Source organism: Saccharothrix saharensis (assembly GCF_006716745.1).
In the GTDB taxonomy this organism is placed as follows: Bacteria; Actinomycetota; Actinomycetes; order Mycobacteriales; family Pseudonocardiaceae; genus Actinosynnema; species Actinosynnema saharense.
Genome location: NZ_VFPP01000001.1, coordinates 5,873,109 through 5,888,910, shown reverse-complemented (window position 1 = coordinate 5,888,910; position 15,802 = coordinate 5,873,109). Strand labels below are relative to the sequence as shown.

General features: G+C 72.7%; 14 protein-coding genes. 9 read left to right on the top strand and 5 right to left on the bottom strand.

What is annotated here, in order from left to right:
• The first annotated feature begins 100 nt into the window (after nucleotides 1-100).
• On the top strand, nucleotides 101-343 hold the full coding sequence (locus tag FHX81_RS26520) for a DUF2630 family protein (protein ID WP_141980764.1): 243 nt from the start codon (nucleotides 101-103) through the stop codon (nucleotides 341-343).
• Nucleotides 344-413: 70 nt separating this feature from the next.
• The gene (locus FHX81_RS42660; RefSeq protein WP_281291754.1) at nucleotides 414-1,226 is read left to right on the top strand and encodes a MerR family transcriptional regulator; all 813 of its coding nucleotides are present in this window, start codon (nucleotides 414-416) and stop codon (nucleotides 1,224-1,226) included.
• 411 nt (nucleotides 1,227-1,637) lie between these two features.
• Here the strand turns inward: FHX81_RS42660 and recD2 are convergent, their stop codons facing one another.
• A complete protein-coding gene (recD2, locus tag FHX81_RS26510; protein ID WP_141980762.1) occupies nucleotides 1,638-3,803 on the bottom strand; it encodes an SF1B family DNA helicase RecD2 in 2,166 nt (721 codons plus the stop codon).
• A 36-nt stretch (nucleotides 3,804-3,839) separates the two neighbouring features.
• A complete protein-coding gene (locus FHX81_RS40770) occupies nucleotides 3,840-3,977 on the bottom strand; it encodes a hypothetical protein (RefSeq protein ID WP_170232179.1) in 138 nt (45 codons plus the stop codon).
• A 213-nt stretch (nucleotides 3,978-4,190) separates the two neighbouring features.
• Here FHX81_RS40770 and FHX81_RS26505 point away from each other — a divergent pair, with 213 nt between their 5' ends.
• The 3 genes from FHX81_RS26505 to FHX81_RS26495 all read left to right on the top strand — a co-directional run bounded on the left by FHX81_RS26505 (nucleotide 4,191) and on the right by FHX81_RS26495 (nucleotide 7,378).
• The gene (locus tag FHX81_RS26505) at nucleotides 4,191-4,865 is read left to right on the top strand and encodes a response regulator transcription factor (protein WP_141980761.1); all 675 of its coding nucleotides are present in this window, start codon (nucleotides 4,191-4,193) and stop codon (nucleotides 4,863-4,865) included.
• A complete protein-coding gene (locus FHX81_RS26500) occupies nucleotides 4,862-5,899 on the top strand; it encodes a sensor histidine kinase (protein WP_141980760.1) in 1,038 nt (345 codons plus the stop codon). Before FHX81_RS26505 ends, FHX81_RS26500 begins: the two co-directional genes overlap by 4 nt.
• A gap of 147 nt (nucleotides 5,900-6,046) precedes the next feature.
• Nucleotides 6,047-7,378, top strand: a complete 1,332-nt coding sequence (locus FHX81_RS26495; RefSeq protein WP_211363567.1) for a DUF4153 domain-containing protein — start codon at nucleotides 6,047-6,049, stop codon at nucleotides 7,376-7,378.
• Here the strand turns inward: FHX81_RS26495 and FHX81_RS26490 are convergent.
• Nucleotides 7,353-8,183, bottom strand: a complete 831-nt coding sequence (locus FHX81_RS26490) for an alpha/beta fold hydrolase (RefSeq protein ID WP_170232178.1) — start codon at nucleotides 8,181-8,183, stop codon at nucleotides 7,353-7,355. The genes FHX81_RS26495 and FHX81_RS26490 overlap by 26 nt on opposite strands.
• Nucleotides 8,184-8,252: 69 nt before the next feature.
• Here FHX81_RS26490 and FHX81_RS26485 point away from each other — a divergent pair, with 69 nt between their 5' ends.
• The 3 genes from FHX81_RS26485 to FHX81_RS26475 all read left to right on the top strand — a co-directional run bounded on the left by FHX81_RS26485 (nucleotide 8,253) and on the right by FHX81_RS26475 (nucleotide 10,587).
• On the top strand, nucleotides 8,253-8,873 hold the full coding sequence (locus FHX81_RS26485; RefSeq protein ID WP_141980758.1) for a TetR/AcrR family transcriptional regulator: 621 nt from the start codon (nucleotides 8,253-8,255) through the stop codon (nucleotides 8,871-8,873).
• Nucleotides 8,874-8,992: 119 nt separating this feature from the next.
• Nucleotides 8,993-10,132, top strand: coding sequence for a mechanosensitive ion channel family protein (locus tag FHX81_RS26480; protein WP_141980757.1), 1,140 nt, complete (start codon nucleotides 8,993-8,995; stop codon nucleotides 10,130-10,132).
• 44 nt (nucleotides 10,133-10,176) lie between these two features.
• Entirely contained in the window at nucleotides 10,177-10,587 is a 411-nt protein-coding gene (locus tag FHX81_RS26475) for a hypothetical protein (protein ID WP_141980756.1), read from the top strand.
• Between the two features lie 118 nt (nucleotides 10,588-10,705).
• Here FHX81_RS26475 and FHX81_RS26470 read toward each other — a convergent pair whose 3' ends face one another.
• Nucleotides 10,706-13,951, bottom strand: coding sequence for a S8 family serine peptidase (locus tag FHX81_RS26470; RefSeq protein WP_141980755.1), 3,246 nt, complete (start codon nucleotides 13,949-13,951; stop codon nucleotides 10,706-10,708).
• Nucleotides 13,952-14,207: 256 nt separating this feature from the next.
• Here FHX81_RS26470 and FHX81_RS26465 point away from each other — a divergent pair, with 256 nt between their 5' ends.
• Nucleotides 14,208-15,038, top strand: coding sequence for a hypothetical protein (locus FHX81_RS26465; RefSeq protein ID WP_141980754.1), 831 nt, complete (start codon nucleotides 14,208-14,210; stop codon nucleotides 15,036-15,038).
• A gap of 271 nt (nucleotides 15,039-15,309) precedes the next feature.
• Here FHX81_RS26465 and FHX81_RS26460 read toward each other — a convergent pair whose 3' ends face one another.
• Nucleotides 15,310-15,783 (bottom strand): cupin domain-containing protein, encoded by a 474-nt coding sequence (locus FHX81_RS26460; protein WP_246107980.1) that lies wholly within the window; start codon nucleotides 15,781-15,783, stop codon nucleotides 15,310-15,312.
• Nucleotides 15,784-15,802: the final 19 nt, after the last annotated feature.

Genomic DNA, 15,802 nt, shown 5'->3' with positions numbered 1-15,802 from the left:
CTTGCACACCCGCCATCCGGCCATTCCTGCCCGTGGCGGCACGGGGTTTTGACAGATGCCGGTGAGGTACCCGGCGCTTGGTCCGGATGGAGGAGGAGTCGTGACGGACGAAGAACTAGTCGCACGAATCACCCAGCTGGTGGAGGAAGAGCACCGGTTGGAGGGATCAGGCGTCGGCGCCGGCCTGAGCGAGGGCGACGCACGCCGGCTGCGTGACCTCGAAGTCGCCCTGGACCAGACGTGGGACCTCTTGCGCCAGCGCCGCGCCCGCCGTGCGGCCGGCATGGACCCGGACGCCGCCGAGCCCCGCGACCCGGGCACGGTCGAGAACTACCGGCAGTAGTTTCCGGTCCCCGGCGGTTGACTCGGACCTTGGGGCAGCCCGCAGGGTCGTCGCCGTGGAGGATGTGGCGGTGGCACGGCTACTGGGGATCGGCGAGTTCGCCCGCCGCTCGCGGCTGTCGGTGAAGGCGCTGCGGCTGTACGAGCGCCAAGGCCTGCTGCGGCCGGCCGTGGTCGACGCGGGCAACGGCTACCGGCGTTACCGCGAGGACCAGTTGGCCACGGCCCGCTTGGTCGCGCTGCTGCGCCGGCTGGACATGCCGCTGTCGGTCGTGGCCCGGATCGTGGCCGCGCCGCCGGACGAGCGGGCCGAGCTGCTGGGCGGGTACTGGGCCGGGGTCGAGCACCGGATGGCCGTGCAGCGCGGCCTGGCCGCCCACCTCCGCGTCGTGTTGTCCGGAGGGAAGGGGTTGGTCGAGATGTACGACGTCAAGCAGCGGGAAGTACCCGAACAGGTGGTGCTGACCGAGCAGCGGCACTTGCTGCAGCCGGCGCTCGTGGAGTGGATCGACGGTTCCATGGGCCGGCTGATGAGGGCCGCGGAGGCGCACGGCGGCGTGTCCGACGCGCCGTTCATCGTCTACCACGGCGAGGTGAACGAGGACAGCGACGGGCCGGTCGAGGCGTGCGTGCCGATCGGGGTGGCCGAGCCGCCGAGCGGGGTGGCGGCGCGGGTGGAGCCGGCGCACCGGGAGGCGTACGTGCGGCTGACGAAGGCGCAGGTGGCGTTCCCGCAGATCCTGTCGGCATACGACGCCGTGGCCGTGTGGATCAAGGACAACGGGCACGCCGTCCACGACGCGCCGCGCGAGGTCTACTTCGCCGACTTCGCCGCGGCCGGGCCGGACGACGAGGTCTGCGACATCGCGTTCCCCATGCGGTAGGCGGGCTGTCCCGGTCGGGTGAGGGGACACGGCTGACGGGCGGTTGCCCGTTCGGCACGGCGTGGCCGCGGTGGCAGTTGCACGCATGCAGCCACCGTGGCAACGCTGCACGTTGATCGGCTTCGCCGCGGATGTGCCTGGGCGTGGGCACGTCCGTGGCCCGGCCGAGGTGGGCAGCCGGTCGGGCGGGTCGGGCAGTCCGGCGGATCGGGCGAGGGCGAGCGGGCGGGCGGGATGGAAGCGGCACGAACAGCCGTTGTGCGCTCGGAAGCGGTCCGACCCGATCGGGCGTGCATGGTTGCGATTCTCGGCGCCTCCGCGCAGGTCGCGCCCCTTCGCGCGGAGGTGGCACGCCGTAGGGCATCGTCGCGAATCCGGGCCCGGGGCGGCGTGGCGCGGGGCCGTCCCGGCTCAGACGAGCCGGGCGAGGCGGTGGTCCAGGGCGGTGTGGCGTCGGCCCGCGCCGACGGTGCGGACCGCCTGGCCGATCGCCTTGCGGGAGCCGACCAGCACGACCAGCTTCTTGGCCCGCGTCACCGCCGTGTAGAGCAGGTTCCGCTGCAACATCATCCACGCGCTCGTCGTGATTGGGATGACCACGCACGGGTACTCACTGCCCTGTGAGCGGTGAATCGTCATGGCGTAGGCGTGGGTCAGCTCGTCCAACTCGCCGAACTCGTAGTCCACGTCCTCTTCCTCGTCGGTCCGAACGGTCAGCTTCTGCTCCACGGCGTCAATCGCCGTGACGATCCCGAGCGTCCCGTTGAACACGTTCTTGTCGTAGTTGTTGCGCATCTGGGTGACCTTGTCCCCCACCCGGAACACCCGGCCGCCGAACCGGCGCTCCGGCAAGTCCGGTGTGGACGGTGTCAACGCCTCCTGCAGCAACGCGTTCAGCCCGCCCGCGCCCGCCGCGCCCCGGTGCATCGGCGCGAGCACCTGCACGTCCGTGCGCGGCTTCAGCCCGAACTTGCGCGGGATTCGGTTGGCGACGACGTCGACCACGAGCGACGCCGCCTCCTCGGCCTCCTCCACCGGGAACAGGAAGAAGTCCGGCATCCCCTGCACGACGGGGTAGTCGCCGTTGTTGATCCGGTGCGCGTTGGTCACCACGCCGGACTGCTGCGCCTGCCGGAAGATGTGCGTGAGCCGGACGTTCGGGATGGGGCTGTCGGCGGACAGCACGTCCCGCAGCACCTCGCCCGCGCCCACGGACGGCAACTGGTCCACGTCGCCGACCAGCAGCAGGTGCGCACCCGGCGCGACCGCCTTGACCAGCTTGTTCGCCAGCAGCAGGTCCAGCATCGACGCCTCGTCCACGACCACGAGGTCCGCGTCGAGCGGCCGGTCGCGGTCGTACGCGGCGTCACCGCCGGGCTTGAGCTCCAGCAGCCGGTGCACGGTGCGCGCCTCGTGCCCGGTGAGCTCGGTCAACCGCTTGGCCGCGCGGCCGGTCGGCGCGGCCAGCACGACCTTCGCGCCCTTGGCGACGGCCAGCTTCACGATCGACCGCACGGTGAAGCTCTTGCCGCACCCCGGACCACCCGTCAGCACGGCCACCTTGCGGGTCAGGGCGAGCCGGACCGCGTCACGCTGCTTGTCCTCCAGCGACGCCCCGAGCCACCCGAACGCGCGCTCCCAGTCGACGGTCCGGAACGCCGGCATCCGCTCCTCGTCGGTCTTCAGCAGCCGCAGCAGCTGGTTGGCCAGCGAGATCTCGGCCCGGTGGAACGCGACCAGGTAGATGCCCGGTTCGCCGTCCGGCATCACCTCGCGGACCACGCCCTCCTCGGCGACCAGCTCGGCCAGGCACTCGATCACCAGGCCCGCGTCCACCTGGAGGATCTTGATCGCGGCGCCGATCAGCTCGTTCTCCGGCAGGTAGCAGTTGCCGTCGTTGGTGGCCTCGGACAGCGTGAACTGGAGCCCGGCCTTGACCCGCTGCGGGCTGTCGTGCGGGATGCCGACGGCCTTGGCGATCTGGTCGGCGGTGCGGAACCCGATGCCCCACACGTCGTTGGCCAGCCGGTAGGGCTCCTCGCGGACGACGTCGATCGCCTTGTCCTGGTACTGCTTGTAGATCCGCACGGCCAACGACGTCGACACGCCGACGCCCTGGAGGAAGACCATGACCTCCTTGATGGCCTTCTGCTCCTCCCACGCGGCGGCGATCAGCTTGGTGCGCTTCGGGCCGAGCTTGGGCACCTCGATCAGGCGTTGCGGCTCGTGCTCGATGACGTCCAGCGCGTCCACGCCGAAGTGGGTGACGATCCGGTCGGCCAGCACCGGCCCGATCCCCTTGATCAGGCCGGAGCCGAGGTAGCGGCGGATGCCCTGGATCGTGGCGGGCAGCACGGTCGTGTAGTCGTCGACGTGGAACTGCTTGCCGTACTGCGGGTGGGAGCCCCAGCGCCCGCGCATCCGGATCGACTCGCCCGGCTGCGCGCCGAGCAGCGACCCGACCACGGTGACCAGGTCGCCGCCGCGGCCGGGGTCGACGCGCGCGACGGTGTAGCCGGTCTCCTCGTTGGCGAACGTGATCCGCTCCAGCACCGCTTCCAGGACCGCATCAGCCACGCGGTCACCCTAGGACGTGGCACGGGCCCCCGGCGGTCAGGGCCACCGGACAGCGCGCCCGCCGAACGCGCCCACGACCACGCCGCGGTCGTCGACGTCCAGGGCGAACCCGTGGGTGCCGGGCGGCACCGGCGGCAACGTCACCCCCGCCCGCCGGTGCCGGGCGGGGTCCACGGCGGGTGCGCAGGGTCCACGGGCCGAGCCGCCACCGGCCGGCCGCCCGGTCCGGCGGCGCCCGCTCGGCGGACGACCGTCGTGCCCGGTCCGAAGCTCTTCACGGCCCCATGACGTGCGTGCGCGAGGGCCGGTTGCGGGTGGTGGGGGTCTGCACAGGACGTTCACAACTCGCGCCGGTCACCTCCACGGCTCCGACATAGAGTCGGCCGCATGACACGCCGCGTTCTGGTGGTCGAGGACGACCTGACCATCGCCGGGTCCGTGGCCGCGCGGCTGCGGGCCGAGGGGTTCGAGGTGGACTTGGCGCACGACGGCCCGTCGGCCGTCACCCGGGCCCGGGACGTCCGGCCCGACCTGGTCGTGCTGGACGTGATGCTGCCGGGGTTCGACGGGTTGGAGGTGTGCCGGCGGATCCAGGCCGAGCGGCCGGTGCCGGTGCTCATGCTGACCGCCCGCGGCGACGAGACGGACCTGCTGGTCGGGCTCGCCGTCGGCGCGGACGACTACCTGACCAAGCCGTTCTCGATCCGCGAGCTGGCCGCGCGGGTGCACGCGCTGTTGCGGCGGGTGGAGCGGGCGGCGTCGGCGGCGGCGGCGCGGATCACCGTGGCGGACCTGGAGATCGACCTGGCCGAGCGGCGGGTGGTGCGCGGCGGGGAGGAGGCGCACCTGACGCCGACCGAGTTCGAGCTGCTGGTGCACCTCGCCGAACGGCCGCGGGCCGTGCAGTCGCGGGAGCGCTTGCTCAGCGAGGTGTGGGGGTGGGCCGACGGCACGGGGACGCGGACGGTGGACAGCCACATCAAGGCGTTGCGGCGGAAGCTGGGCACCGACCTGATCCGGACCGTGCACGGGATCGGCTACGCGTTGGAGGTGCCGCGATGAGCTTGCGGTCGGCGGTCGAGACGACCCTGGAGTGGCTGCCGCGCCCGCTGGACCCGGTGCGGTCGATCAAGCTGAAGCTGGGGATCCTGCTGGTGTCGGCGGCGGCGGCCGGGTTCACGTACTTCCGGCTGCGGATCGGGTGGCTCGCGCCGGGCACGACGTACGGCGCGATCGCGATCATGCTGGTGACGTCGCAGGTGATGGCGCACGGGATGACCAGGCCGTTGCGGGACATGACGGCGGCCGTGCGGGCGATGCGCGCCGGTGACTACAGCAGGCGGGTGCGCGCCACGGCGCGGGACGAGGTCGGCGAGCTGGCGAGCGCGTTCAACCAGATGGCGGCGGACCTCGGTGCGGCGGACCAGCAGCGGCGGGAGCTGATCGCGAACGTCTCGCACGAGCTGCGCACGCCCATCACGGCCCTGCAGAACGTGCTGGAGAACGTGGTGGACGGGGTCGCGCGGCCCGACGCCGCGACGATGCGGACGGCGTTGGCGCAGACCGAGCGGCTCGGCCGGCTGGTGACGGAGTTGCTCGACCTGTCCCGCATCGACGCCGGCGCGCACCGGCTCGACCTGGCGGAGTTCCCGCTGGAGCCGCTGCTGGCGGAGGTCGTGGCGGAAGCCTCGGTGGCCGCCCGGGAGGTGCGGTTCACCGTGGCCGTCGCACCGCCCGCGGCGACGGTGTACGCGGACGAGGCGCGGCTGGCGCAGGTGGTGGCGAACCTGCTGGACAACGCGGTGCGGCACGGTCCGGCCGGCGGTGAGGTGCGGATCTCCGCGTCGGTCGGGGCCGAGCTGGTGCTGGAGGTCGCGGACGACGGGCCGGGCATCGCGCCGCAGGACCGGGAACGGGTCTTCGAGCGGTTCACGCGGGGCGAGCGGGCCGGTGACGGTGGCACGGGCCTGGGCCTGAACATCGCCCGCTGGGTCGTCGACCTGCACGGCGGCACGATCGCGGTGGTCGACGGCCCGGGCTGCCGGATCCGCGCCACCCTGCCGGCCACCTGCCCCACACCCGCCGGCGCCGGCTGACCGGCACTGCTCCGGCTCGACCGACCGACCTGACCGAACCGGCCTGATCGAACCGGCCCGACCGAACCGACCGAACCGATCGACCTGACCGCGCCACCCGCCGCCGAGGCAGAGCGGGCGATGGCGCGCGCCCTGGAGGCGACATCCATGACCCCCAACCGCGTACTGCTCGCCGGTGCCACCGGAGGGCTCGGGGCGGCCGTGCTGCTCCCCCTCGACGAACCCGGCCTCGGCTGGGCCCTCACCGCGATCCTCGTCTTCGCCCTGCTGCGCAAGGTCCGGCCGGGCTGGGCCCTGCTCTCCGTCGCCCTGTTCGCGGTCGGCGCGTTCGTCGCCGCCGAGTGGCTGTTCACGCTCTGCGCCATCGCCGGCTGCGCCGCGGGGTCGCTCGCGTTCACCGACGGCCGGACGGGGCGCGGTCTCGTGTTCGGCGCGGCGGCGGTGCCCGTGGCGGCGGTCCGGTCCCTGCCCTGGCTCGCCCGCGGCGTCAAGGAGAACGGCGCACCGCCCCTGGCCCGGTCGATCCTGGTGACCGCCGGCCTGCTGCTGGTGTTCGTCCCCCTCCTCGCCGGGGCCGACGCCGCGTTCGCCGACCTCCTCGGCTCGATCGCCCCCGCCCAGTCCTCCGGCCAACCGGTCGTGCTGTTCCTGACCGTCGGCCTGGGCACGATCGGCGCGGCCTACCTGCGGATCTCACCGCCGGTCCTGGACCAGGCACCCGTCCTGCCCCGAACGGTCGCGCGGCGGGAGTGGGTGCTGCCGGTGGGCGCGCTGGTGCTGCTGTTCGCCACCTTCGTCGCCGTGCAGGTAACCACGCTGTTCGGGGGCGACGAGCACGTCCTCGTCACCCCGGACCTGACCTACGCCGACTACGCCCGCACCGGCTTCTGGCAACTGCTCGCCGTCACCGTGCTGACCCTGGGGGTGATCGCGGTCGTCGCCCGGTTGGCCCGGCTCGACTCGCCGACCGACCGGAAGTGGCTGCGCGGCCTGCTCGGCGCGCTCAGCGTGCTCACCCTGGTGATCGTCGCCTCCGCCCTCGCCCGCATGTGGCTCTACCAGCAAGCCTACGGCTTCACCGTGCTCCGGGTCCTGGTCTCGGCCTGCGAGCTGTGGCTGGGCGTCGTCTACCTGCTGGTGCTGGCGGCGGGCGTGCGGCTGGAGGGCAGGTGGTTGGCCCGCGCCGTCGTGGGCACGGGGTTCGCCGCGCTGGTCGCGCTCGGCGCGCTCAACCCGGAGCGGTTCATCGCCGAGCGCAACGTCGACCGCCACCAGGCCACCGGGAAGGTCGACGTCCGGTACCTGGCCCGGCTCTCCGACGACGTGGTGCCCGCGCTCGCCGGGCTGCCGGAGGACCTGCGCGCCTGCGTCCTGGAGTACCGCCGCGTGGGCGCCGACGACTGGCGTTCCTGGAACCTCGCCCGGCAGCAGGCCCGGGAGGCGCTGCCGCGGCTCACGCAGGGCGACTGTGAGCGGTGACGTGGTCGGCGACCAGGAGCGCCACCGCGCGGGCGTGCGTGACCGGGGCCCAGTGGCCCGCGTCGATCACCCGTCGCCGCACGTCCGACGCCCACCGCTCGACGTCCTCGGTCACGCCGGCGGTGACGTACCGGTCGCGCGCGGGCTGCACGAGCTGCACCGGCACGTCGGTCCGCCGCACGCGCGGCGACCGCAGCCGGGGCACGAAGTTCGCCCGGTACAGCGCGATGCCCTGCACGCCGTCCCGCACGACGGTCGGCGCGACGCCCTCCACCCGGCGCACGACCGCCGCCCAGCGGGGCCCGATCACGTGCCGCCACAGCAGCGGCGCGACGAACGGCAGGTGGAACAGCGCGATGTACCAGGAGTTCAGCAACTGCCTGAGGTGCCGGGTGGTCGGCTTGCGGCGCATCCAGTGGCCGACGTGGTCCAGGCACGGCCCGGAGATCGAGGTGTACGAGGCGATCGGCGCGTCCGGCGTGGTGACCGCCTCCCACGCCTGGATCGAGCCCCAGTCGTGCGCGACGACGTGCACCGGCGCGTCCGGGCTGACCGCCGCGATCACCGCGAACAGGTCGCGCGCCAGCACCGGCAGCCGGTAGGCGGCCAGCCCGCGCGGGGCGGACGACTCCCCCGCGCCGCGCACGTCGTAGGTGACGACGTGGAACTCGTCGGCCAGCAGCGGCACGACTTCGTCCCACACGCGGTGCGTGTCGGGGTAGCCGTGCACCAGGACGATGGTCGGCGCGGACCGGTCGCCGTGCTCGAACACGGCCAGCCGCGCACCCTCGGACTCCACGCGCACGTTGCCTCCGAGCACTTCCTACGCCGGCGCGGCTTGGTAAAAGCTACGCCACCGTAGCAATATGGTCCGGTGAGCACAACGCGTCGCAAGTACGCACCGCGGCTGCCACCCGGTCAGCGGCGCGACCAGCTGCTGGACGGCGCGCTCGACCTGCTCGCCGAGGGCGGTTTCGACGCGGTGACCATGGAGGCCGTGGCCCGGCGGTCGGGCGTGACGAAGCCCGTGGTGTACGAGCTGTGGGCGAACCGGGCCGAGGTGGTCGCCGCGCTGCTGCGCCGCGAGGCCGACCGGGCGACCGGGCAGGTGCTGGGCGCGCTGCCGACCACCGACTTCGGCGACCGCTCGCCGGAAGACGTCTACACCGACACCGTGCGCGCGTTCGTCAACGCCGTCGTGGCGTCACCGGAGCGCTGGCGGCTCGTGCTGCTGCCGCCCGAGGGCACGCCGGTGGAGTTCCGGCAGCAGGTGGAGCTGGTGCGGTCCCGGGTGCTGGCGCAGGTCAACGTGCTGGCCGAACTGGGGTTGAAGGCGCTGGGCACCACCGGGCTGGACGCGGAGCTGCTGGGTCACACCATGCTCGCGCTGGCCGAGATGGCAGGCCGGCTGGCCATCACCGACCCCGGGCGGTTCACGCCGGACCGGCTGGTGGGGTTCGTCGCCCGGGTCGCCCACCTGCTGCCGAAGGGGTAGCCGACGCCCGGCTGTGGGAAATCTCCCAATCGACCCGGACGCGGTTCGAACGCGCCTGAACCACTCCGTCGGCGGGTACGGCTCCGAGGACGTACCCGCGCAGAGGAGGTGCCCTAACCGTGCTCGCAGCCGTGGTCACGTTCGCCGGCTCGCTCTTGGTAGCACTGCTCGCCGTCACGCTCGTCCACCGGGTGGTCCGCCGCCTCGGTCGCCGTTCGGCGTTGTCCGCCGGGCTGGCGCGGCACGCGCACAAGCCCGCGCTCGCGGTGGCGGTGCTGATCGCGGCACAGGTGTCGCTCGGGGTGGCGGCGCACGGCGACTGGCGGCCGGTGGCCCTGCACGTGACGGGGATAGCGCTCATCCTCGCCGGCGCGTGGCTGCTCGCCTCGCTGCTGGTGGTGATCGAGGACGCGACCCTGGCGCGCATCCGGGTCGACGTGTCCGACAACCGGCACGCCCGCCGCGTGCACACCCAGATCACGCTGGTCCGCCGCGTCACCGTGGTCGTGGTGAGCGTGCTCGCGGCGGCCGCGGTGCTGATGACGTTCCCCGGCGCGCGGGCCGCCGGCACCTCGATACTGGCCTCCGCCGGTGTCATCGGCGCCATCGCCGCGCTGGCGGCGCAGTCGCTGCTGGGCAACGTGTTCGCGGGCGTGCAGATCGCGTTCAGCGACGCGTTGCGGCTCGATGACGTGGTGGTCGTGGACGGCCAGTGGGGCCGCGTCGAGGACATCACGCTCACGTACGTGGTGGTGCACCTGTGGGACGACCGGCGGTTGATCCTGCCCACCGCCTACTTCCTCAAGACACCGTTCGAGAACTGGACCCGCACCCAGTCGGCGCTGCTGGGCACGGTGGAGCTGGACCTCGACTGGACCGTGCCGGTGGAGGACCTGCGGCACGAGCTGCGGCACGCGCTGGAGTCCAGCGACCTGTGGGACGGCCGGGTGTGCGTGCTCCAGGTGACCGGCGCGGTCGGGTCGTTCGTGCGGGTCCGCGCGCTGGTCAGCGCGTCGGACGCGGGCCGGTTGTGGGACCTGCGGTGCGCGGCGCGCGAGCACCTGGTCGGCTGGCTGCGGTCGCGGCACCCCGGCGCGTTGCCGCAGGTGCGGGTGCGTGAGCTGCCCCGGGCCGCGGCGGCGGCGCCGAAGGCGGCGACGAACGGGTCGTCCGACAACCGGGTGTTCGGCGAGAGCGCGGACGGCGAGGAGCGCGTGCAGGCGTTCAGCGGGCCGGACCAGACCGTGCAACCGCGCTGACCCCGGCTTCCGTCCTGGTGGCAGGATCGATCGAGGGAGGGCTCATGCGCGGGTCGGTGGTGACGGCGGTGGCGGGTCTGGTGCTGGTCGGCTGCGCGCAGCGGCCGACGGACACCGGCACGATCGGCACCCCGCCTGTGATCACCTCGGTCACCGTGTCGTCGATGCCCGTGCCGCCGGACAAGCTGAGCCCCCGGGGCAGGACCGCGCTGGACCGCGCCGAGCGCGACGGCGTGCGGTCGATCGGGTTGACCGTGTCCACCGAACCTGGCAGGGCCGACGAGGTGGCCGCGACCATGGACCGGCTCGGCGCGACCGTGGAGACCACCGACGCCGGCATCGGCTACGTCCGCGTCACGGTCCCGGTCGAGCTCGTCGCGAAGGTGACGGCGGTCGAGGGGATCAGCCGCGTCGACGTCGACGAGCCGCTGGGCAACGGCGACCCGACGCCCTGACCGCTCACCACGTCGCGGCCCGCTCCCGGCGGGCCCGCGCCGCGGCGGGAGCGCGGAACGACTCAGGGCCACCCCCGCACGCGGCGGGGATGGCCCTGAGGGTCTTTCGCGGGTGGCGTCAGGCCACGTTCTTCAGGATCACCGCGCCGCGGCCGACGATCGCGCCGTCCGAGGTCTGCACGGTCAGCTCACCGCGCAGCACCCGGCCCGCACCGGCCTGGCCACCGGCGGTGACCGTGGCCGGCACGGTCCACGTCTCGCCCGCGGTCCGCTCCGAGTCGGTGTCGGTCACCGCGACCGAACCCAGGCCCGCGGCGGTGAACAGGTCGATGTAGTCGTACTCCGTGGTGCCCGCGGGCACCTCGTAGCCGTCGACCTGCACCCGCCACGCGCCCGCGGCCGGGTTGGTGATCGTCACCGACTCCTCCGAGTCGCCGTCCGCCGCCTGACCGGCCAGCACGCACGTGCCGGTGGTGCAGTTGTAGACGAACAGGTCCAGGTCGGCCGACACGTCGCTGGTCCGGCCGATCGTCGCGCGCAGCGACGCCGAGCCCGGGGCCACGGTCAGGTCGTAGAGCTGGACCGCCGCGTCGGCGATGGTCGGCCGGTCGATCCGGGCGCTGGCCAGCGGACCGCCGACGAGCTTGCCGGTGAACGCGGCCAGCGAGTTGGTCACCGAGTACTCGCGGCTGATCGGCGTGCCGATCGCGGCCGACTCGACGGTGTCCGGGTTCGGGCTGATCGTCGTGCCCAGCACGGACGCGGTCACCGAGTACGGCGCGGCGTCGGCGTCGGACGTGCGCCGGGCCTCGACCACGATCTCCCACACGCCCGGCAGCGGGTTGCTGACCGTGCGGCTGGTCGGCGAGCCGCCGGCGCAGCCGGCACCCGCGTCGGGGTTGTAGCAGTTGGTCGACGACGTGGTGTCGAACGGCACGCCGTACGGGTCGTAGCGCAGGAACCGGACCTGGCCCTTGCCGGCCTCCGTGCCGCCCGCCGCCATGTCGACCTTCAGCGCGCTCGTGCCCGCGGGCACGTTGACGAAGAAGCTCTTCGACTGGTTGCGGCCGATCGTGCCGGTCTTGGTCACCGCGTACTTGCCCGCCGCGGTGAACTCGTCCGCCGCGAACACCGTGTTCAGGGTGAACACGTCGATGCCGCGGGTGCCCGGGTTGTCCAGCCGCAGCACGGCCGAGTGCGCGCCCGCCTTGGCCGGCTTGACCTTCACGTCGAACTTCACCGGCGTGTTCAGCGGCAGGCTGACCAGGGACTTCGACGAGAAGGTGCCGTCGTTGCCCTGCCAGTTCACCAGGAACTGCTGGTTGCGGTTCGGGCCCGTGGTGCGGGTCAGGGTGTAGGTGCGGGTGTACTCCTTGCCCGCGACGACGCCCTCGCGGTCGTGGATGCCGACGCCCGTGTTCGGGGTGGCCAGCAGGCCCGACAGCGCGGTGTTCACGGTCACCGAGGTGCTGACCGCCTGCGTCTCCGGGTGGGCGTTGAGCTGCTCCCACGCGCGCTTGGTGTCGAGCAGACCCGCGCCCTGCTCGTACGCCTGGAGGGTGGAGACCCACTTGGCGCCGGACTGGATCGCGTTGCGCAGCGCCGCGACGGGCGGGCGCTCGCCGTTGTGCTCGGCCTTGTACGCGCTGATCAGCAGCGCGGCGGCGCCGGTCGCCTGGGGCGCGGCCATCGACGTGCCGTTGAACATGGCGTAGCCCGCGGGCAGCTCGTAGGTGCCGGCCACCGGGCCGGGGACCTGCCACTGCGGCACGGTGGAGATCGCCGAGCCGGGCGCGACGATGTTCGGCTTGAAGCCGCCGTCCTCACGCGGACCGCGCGACGAGAAGCCGTGCAGGCCTTCCCTCTGCTTGGTCACCGAGCCGTAGTTGGACAGCCAGGTGTCGGCGGTGATGTACGAGCCGACACTCATCGCGTCCGTGGACACCGACGGGTCGCCGACGGTGTTCGCGCCCGCGCCGCTGTTGCCCGCGGAGATGAACACCTGCACGTTGTACTCGGCGATGGTGCGGTTGTAGAGCTCGGCGCGCGCGTTGTTGCCGTCGTTGAGCGCCGGCAGGCCGCCGATGGAGATGTTGACGACGTCCGCGCCGTTGCGCGCCGCGTACAGCAGGCCGTCGATCAGGCCGCTGTTGGTGCACGACGGGGTGGAGAGGCAGACCTTGACCGCCATCAGCTTCGCGCCGGGGGCCGCGCCGACCATCTTGCCGCCGAACATCTTGTTCGCCGCGGTGATGCCCGCGACGTGCGAGCCGTGGGCCGCGGCGGAGATGCCGAGGTTGACCCACGCCGTGCCGGTCGCGTCGTAGTTCGACTTGTCGGTCTGCACCACGAACGCCACGGTGTCCAGCACCGGCGTGGCCGGGTTGTCCACGCCGAAGTGGCCGACGTCCTTCTTGTACTTGTAGTCGATCATCGCGGTCTGGTCGGTGAAGTCACCGTCGCCGTCGGTGTCGACCCGGACTTCCTTGGTCGTGATGTCCTGCAGCACGCCGAAGGAGTCGGTGCGGTCGCCGTCGCGGTTGATGTCGCCGCCGGTCTCGCTGTTGGCCGCGGCCAGGTCGCCCGCGGTCTCGCGGAACGTGCCGAAGCTGAACGGGCCGCCGGTGGCGGGCGCGGTGTAGGTCGCGCCGCCCGCGGTGAACCTGCCGTTGTAGCGGCCGGAGACCTGGAGCCAGGTGCCGTCGCCGGAGTTGGTGGCGTTGGCGTTGTACCAGTCGACGATCTTGCGCTCACCGGTCGTGGTGGTCGCGAGCGCCGGGTGGTCCAGGTCGATGCCGGAGTCCATGATGGCGATCGTCGTGCCCCGGCCGTCCCACTTGGGGTGCTGGTCGGTGAAGTGCGCCGCCTTGGTGTCCTGCGTCGGCATGTACGGGTTCTTCTTGGGCGTCTTCGCGCCCGGCGCCGGCTGCGGCAGCGGCGACGTCGCGCCGTCGGGGCGCGGGTTGTCCAGGACGACCAGGCCGTCGACGTCCACCGAGTTCACCGAGGCGAGCTTGGCGGCCTTCTCGGCCTTGTCCCGGGGCACCGAGACCTTGAGGTAGTCGACATCGCGTTCGGTGGACTCGACCACGCCGCCCAGGGCCTTGAGGTCGTTGGCGGCGGAGTCCAGCTTGCCCTCTTCGGCGGCGACCAGGAGCGTGACGTTCGCCTGACCGGCCTGCTCGGCCTCGGCGATGCGCTCCCGGTCCTGCTTGTCGAGCTGCTTGTCGGCCGGCGCGGGCGCGGATGGCGCCTCCTGCGCGACGGCCGACCCGGCGGCGAAGCCGAACCCAGTGGTGCCCAGCACGGCGGCCAGCAAGGCCGCACTGGTGCGGTGTCTCCACCGACTTCCTGAGTTGATCACGGCGCAAACCCTTCGTGGGGAAAGATTGGCGCAAGCACATCTCCCCGGCACCCGGGTAACAATCGGACGTTCAGCCCAATAGAAAAGTCCACATTGGACTGAACGGGCTATTGCGCGAACACGCGAGAAGTGCCGCACAACACCGGAACGAGTGCGACACCTCCAGTCAAGAGCCGACCGGTCGGAATGTCAAACACTGTCAACGGTGAACCGTTCGAGGGGGCGGCGAATCCGTAACAAATCGCACATCAACGCGATGGCGGGCACACTGGTCGACATCGTGGACGCCACACCGATCGACCGGATAGCCGACGAGCTCTACGCCCTGCCGCCGGCGGAGTTCGTCGCGGCCCGCGACGCCCACGCCCGGCTGGCCGCCGACCGCGGCGACAAGGCGCTGGCCAAGCAGGTCTCAGCGCTGCGCAAGCCCACCTCGTCGGCGTGGGCGCTGAACCGGCTGGCCCGGGAGGACGCGGCCGACCTGGCCGAGGCGCTCGCTCTGGGTGACGAGCTGCGCGCCGCGCAGGAAGAGCTGCGGGGCGGGGCGTTGCGGCAGTTGAGCGCGCGGCGGCGGGCCGTTCTGAGCGCGTTGGTCCGGCGGGTGGAGGTCCTGGCGAGCCACGCCGGGCAGCCGCTCGGGCCCGACGCCGTGCAACAGGTGCGCACCACGTTGACCGCGGCGCTGGCCGACGCCGTCCTCGGCGCGCGGATCAGGGCCGGGCGGCTGGTCAAGCCGGTCGAGCAGTCCGGCTTCGGCCCGTTGAGCGAGACCGCGACGCCGGTGCGCGACGACCTGGCGCCACGCCGGGAGCAGCGGCGGGAACGGCAGCTCGCCCGGGCGCGGGACGAGATCAGCGGTGCGCAGGACGACGTGCGGAAGGCGGACGCCGCCGTCGCGGAGGCCGAGCAGGCCCTGGCCGAGCGCGAGGGGCACACCGCCGCGTTGCAGGCCGAGCTGCGGCGGGCGCAGCAGGCCGAGCAGGAGGCGTCGACCAGGCTGGTGAAGGCCGAGCGCCGCGCCGAGACCGCCCGGGACAAGCTCGCGAGCGCCGAGGAGCGGATGACCGAGCTGCGCGGCGACGCCTGATCCGCGCTCGCGGCACGGGCCGCCGACCACGGAGCGTGACTCGCGACACCCTGCCGCACCCGGGGGAACACCCGCCGGTCACCACCCGTTCTACTGCTGGTCGGCACGTGGACGCCGCACCGGACGTCAGGCCCGCGGGGCACCTCCCCCAGGCCCGCGCGGCACCTCTCCCCGAGACGTTGCAGGTGCGCCCACGCACGCCCGACCACCGCCGGCCGAACGGTTCCCCCACCGCGCGGCCGGCGGCCTTTCCGTCGGCGATAACCGCAGCTCAGACGTGGTACTGGTCGTGTCGGGCGTAGAACTCGGCCCACTCCTGCGGGCTGAGCTCCCGCCCTGAATCCGCGATCTCGGCCAGTTCCCGGAAGAACTTCTCCCGCGGCGGGGCGGGGGCGAACAGGATCAACATCGAGGCGGGTTCGTCGGCGTCGTTCCGGAAAGCGTGCACACCGCCTTCCGGGACGTACAGGAAATCACCCGGCGTGCCCGTTACCCACTTGTCACCGTCGTAGAGCCGAACCGCTCCGGAGATGACGTAGAACGACTCGGAGAAGGTCCGGTGGAAGTGCGGCTTCGGCCCGCCCGCGTGCGGCCCCATCCGCCAGTCGAACAGCCCGAACCGCCCGCGCGTGACGTCGCCGGGCGCGACCAGCCGGTTGCGCACCACCGGCCGCTCGATGGTCTCCACCTCGGCCACCGGCCGCCACACCCCGCCGACCTCGCCGCCGTCCCCCGTGTACGACACCGCGCACCAACTCCCCTAA

What these genes read in the sequence shown, in the direction of transcription:
- FHX81_RS26505 (WP_141980761.1), top strand. Translation starts at nt 4,191, where the DNA reads ATGACACGCCGCGTTCTGGTGGTCGAGGACGACCTGACCATCGCCGGG.
- FHX81_RS26500 (WP_141980760.1), top strand. Translation starts at nt 4,862, where the DNA reads ATGAGCTTGCGGTCGGCGGTCGAGACGACCCTGGAGTGGCTGCCGCGC.
- FHX81_RS26495 (WP_211363567.1), top strand. Translation starts at nt 6,047, where the DNA reads ATGACCCCCAACCGCGTACTGCTCGCCGGTGCCACCGGAGGGCTCGGG.
- FHX81_RS26475 (WP_141980756.1), top strand. Translation starts at nt 10,177, where the DNA reads ATGCGCGGGTCGGTGGTGACGGCGGTGGCGGGTCTGGTGCTGGTCGGC.
- FHX81_RS26465 (WP_141980754.1), top strand. Translation starts at nt 14,208, where the DNA reads ATGGCGGGCACACTGGTCGACATCGTGGACGCCACACCGATCGACCGG.